The following is a 4,771-nucleotide window of genomic DNA, read 5'->3' on the forward strand; positions in this document are numbered from 1 at the left end:
CTATGAATATCACTTAAAGTAGTACCATGATGAATTGGGCTGACATAAGGAATCAGATCCCAGGCTTGTTCATGATCCTTCAACTTTGCATAAGCCATTACCACCCACATCGCTGCATGGGAATAATGTCCACCATTTTCTCTGATCCCAGGTACATATCCTTTGATATATCCGGGATTAGTCGGAGCCTTATCAAATGGAGGAGAAAGAAGAGTGATCAACCGGTCATCAGGATGGATAAGATATTTCTTTACTGCTTCCATCGCAGACAATGCATGTTCTTTAGAAGCTCCCCCGGAGATGACACTCCAACTTTGGGAAAGGGAGTCTATCATGCAGTCGGTGCTTTTTGAAGAACCTAGTGGTTCACCTGAATCAAAGTAGGCCCGCATGAACCATTTTCCATCCCATCCATGAAGGTTGAGATTTTTCTGCATCATCTCGGCATTCTCCCTACAGAATTCTGAAAATATCAGATCACTATGAAGAGTCGCTACCGTTTGAAACTGCATTAAAATATCAAAGATAAAAAATCCTAGCCAAATACTTTCTCCTTTACCCTCAGCGCCTACTAAATTCATTCCGTCATTCCAATCACCTGAACCGATCAAAGGAAGACCATGAATACCGGAGGTTAGACCATACCTGATAGCTCTTACACAATGTTCATACAGGGTCCCGGTTGTTCCTGAATATGACGGGAGATCATAATACGAATCATCTTCAGGAGGAACTGCCCGGCCTTCCAGAAATGGTATTTGCTCATCTAGAATACCGATATCGCGGGTTTTGAGTACATATTTGCAGGTGGCATAGGGGAGCCAGAGTAAGTCATCAGAACAACGTGATCGTACACCACGGTTTAGTGGGGGATGCCACCAGTGCTGAACATCACCTTCATGAAATTGGTGACCGGCAGTGAGAAGGATTTGTTTTCGGGTAAGTTCAGGGCGTGTATGAATCAGTGCCAGTACATCCTGAAGTTGATCACGATACCCGAATGCTCCGCCTGACTGGTAAAAACCTGTTCGCCCCCAGAGACGAAAAACAATGGTCTGATAAAGTAACCATCCATTAACTAGAAGGTCTACAGACGGATCAGGTGTGGTAACTTTTACTTCACCAAGTGTCCGATTCCAGTGATCTTTTACCGCTTTAAGTGTATCATGTGCGGCCTCTATTCCTCTCGATGCCTGAACCAGGTTTCTTGTAGTTTCAATATCCTTTCCTGAACCCATGGTGAAGATTATTTCTCGTTCTTCTCCATCAGTCAATTCACAGAGTACTTGCATAGCCGAACAGGAATCAAGTCCTGCTCCTACTTTATTTGAGAGCCGTACCTGTTCCATCGCAAGTGGTTTTTCCTGAGATCTGTTTCTGCCGATAAACTCATACCGATCACCGGTTACAGTCCTTTTTAAGATATTGGAATCTAAGAATACTACTCTACCTGGGAATTCATGGTTGTAAGGATTCTTTGCAAAGATTGCCCCAGATATCTGATCAATCTCAGTTATCACATACATGAGGGACTTGGATCTGAGTTCACCAAGTACCCATTCAACATAACCCGTAACAGACAAAAGTCTCCGGCGACCCGATCTGTTCCTGATCCGAAGAGTCAAAAATTTAACAGGATTATCAATAGAGACAAAAACGGTCAGCTTAGTAGTAATGCCGTGTTCACATGATTCAAACGTTGAGTACCCAAAGCCATGCCTGGTAACATATTGGTTTATTCCCTGTGCAGGCAAAGGTGATGGTGACCAGAATTTACCGGTCTCTTCATCCCTAATATAAAGTGCTTCACCAGAGAGATCCCGAACAGGATCGTTCATCCAGGGTGTCAGCCTGAATTCATGAGCATTCTCACCCCAGGTATAGACACTCCCGTTTTCAGATATTACAGTGCCGAAATTTTCATTCGCAAGAACATTCACCCACGGTGCAGGTGTTGTTTTCCCTTTTTCTGATAGTATGACGTATTCCCGTCCATCCTTCGAAAAACCACCGATTCCATTAAAGAAACTTAAATCGTCTCCATTTTTCTTTGGAATGATATTTGGAATGGAATTTTGAACCCGGGTAGGAAGCAGTTTGGGAACTAAAATTTTCTTCCAACTAGTCCGCTCCATCTGCTCAGCAATTGTCCCAGCACGATCAGTAATAATCACCCTGGCTACTGTCTGGATAAGAATGCGATCTTCCTCTGACATCTGTTCAAGATGTCTGATAAAAATACCACCTTTACTGTTTAACATGTGTGAAACAGAACCCGGAGGTATCTGATGCATTATTTCATCCTGAAGTTCCTGCCGGTATCCGGACTGGTCCTCATTCCAGATAATCAGATCGACGACTAATCCTTTTATCCGCCAGTATGCATGGGCCTGAACCATCTCTTTGACAAAATTTATTCGTTCCCGGTTCTGAATCCGGACCAATACAATCGGAACATCTCCTGATATACCATATCCCCATAACCCTGATTGACCACGATTATTCTTAAGAAGAATATTCTGGCTTGCCCGTCTGGATGGATTTGAATAGAGAACTGAAGAGGCAAGGGTACAAAAGAGCTGAGCATCCTGCTCAGTTGCATTTAGCTGCCTGAGCATAACCTGGGCATGTGTCCATGCCAGTTCTGAAACCCTGTCAGCCATGTACCGATCATTATACTTCTCAATAAGAGCGAGAGCTCCTGTCCGGGTTTCACACACTCCGGTAAAGATGTTTACTCCTGCAGTTTCCTGCGGTCCCAACGTAATAGTACATCTTATCGCAACTATTGGATCCAGGACTGACCCTTCAGTATCTGAAAGTGTTGAAGAGTCAGTCATTGCTAATGGCATGGAAAGGGAATTGATTCTTCCAATAAATCGTGATCTGTCTGTTTCATAGGAAGAAGCCCGGATCTGTTTGCCTTCAACAGTCATCAGATGTAGCATCCAGGGAGGATGTTCACGATCTGAACGTGCTCTTCTTGTTGCAAGAATTGCATTCTTTTCTTTAACAAGTTCGGTCTGAACAAATAGGTTGCTGAAGGCAGGATGAGATTCATCAGAAGCAGAAGTTGCTAGCACCACTTCAGCATAACTGGTGAACTCAATAGTTCGCCTGGTATGTGAGCGATTTGTAACCCGGATTCTTCGAAGCTCCACATCATCTTCAGGAGAGACCATTATCTCGGAACGAGTTACAAAATCCTGGTCCCTTCGTTGAAATTCAGCACGAGCCTGTTTGAAAATAACGTGGTATGAATCTGGAGTTTTTTCAGTTGGCTGATATGTATTTGACCAAAATTCTCCACTTGCAAGATCTCTGATATAGCAGAATAAACCGGAACTATCTGTCGTAGGATCTTCCCGCCATCTGGTCACTCCAAGATCATTCCACTTGCTATATCCTGAACCACTATTATTCACCATGACATGATATCGGTCATTTGAGAGCAAATGTACTTCAGGCCAGGGAGTCTGATATGTTTTAAACACCCGGATTTGGGAATCAGACTCCCCAATATGAGTATGAATTTCCTCTTCTTTCCCTTCATGCAGATAGAAAGGAGTGTTTCGCGGAGTTTTTTCCTGAAGAAGCATTACAGTCGCCTGAAGCTCGGGGTCTGATTCAAATCTTCTCTGCATCGGATGGTTAAGCAGACTATATGCAATTGAAAGAAAAATCATTCCTTGATGGTGAGCCATAAATGATTGAACAATCACATGTTTCTTAACTGGAGTTACACGGGATGGGGTATAATCTATGGATTCATAGAAACCATAATTTCCAGTAAATCCAAGTTCCTCCATTTTTAGCAGGTTTATACAGGCCAGATTCGGATCTATCATGAGTCCCATTGCAGCAGCATATGGTGCCACAACAAGATCTCCAGCTAGCCCTCGTTTAAATCCAAGTCCCGGTACACCAAAGGCACGGTATTGATAGTTAAGATTGGCATCTGTAGAATTATATCCAGATTCGGAAATTCCCCACGGTACGCCAAGGTTATGGCCATATTCAATTTGACGTGCAATAATGGTCTGATATGTATTATCCAGAAGGCTGTTTGGATAAGTTGGCATAATGAGAAGTGGCATCAGATACTCAAACATTGACCCACTCCAGGAGATCAATGCAGTATTTACTCCTCCAACCGTGGTGAGTAGACGTCCAAGTGCAAACCAATGTTTTTGAGGAAGATGGCCTGTGGCAATTCCCATAAAACTGGTAATTCTGGCTTCAGATGCAAGGAGATCATAAAAGACCGGATCCAGTCTGAAATCTGTAACATTATACCCGATAGAAAGGAGATTACTCACCCTATCGTACAGGAACTCGTACTCAATGTCAGAATAATCATGACATAGTTCCTGGAGGACAGTGCCATTCATTATGAATTCTAATGCGTTATTACTTGATGATCGCATCTCTTTAAGAGTCCTGACCAGCCAGTTTCTCCCTAAACCGGGATTGGCATGTAAGTCAGATTGAGAATCAGCCCAGATCAGTAATGGTTCAAACTGTCTGTGAAGATCCTGATTAAGTGTTGCAATCTCTTTGATAGTTGGGATATGCGAATTTAAGATTTTATAAAATATACAAAACTGATCGAGATTCTTTTTTATTTCAGACGGAACTTCATTACGGACAGATGCACGAGGAATATCCAAACTAGCCCATGAGATGAATGACGATATATCAGATCTATGATTAAGCACCTGTTGTTTTAGTGCAGTTGCCCAGTATCTGACTTCACTATTCTCATGATTAC

At 42.8% G+C, this 4,771-nt stretch carries 1 protein-coding gene; it reads right to left on the reverse strand.

The genetic code is table 11. The features are described from left to right. Positions 1–4,771 (reverse strand): glycoside hydrolase family 94 protein (locus VN429_RS00665; RefSeq protein WP_325628689.1); only part of this gene is annotated, 4,771 nt, incomplete at both ends.

Source organism: Methanospirillum sp., assembly GCF_035560735.1.
Classification (GTDB): domain Archaea; phylum Halobacteriota; class Methanomicrobia; order Methanomicrobiales; family Methanospirillaceae; genus Methanospirillum.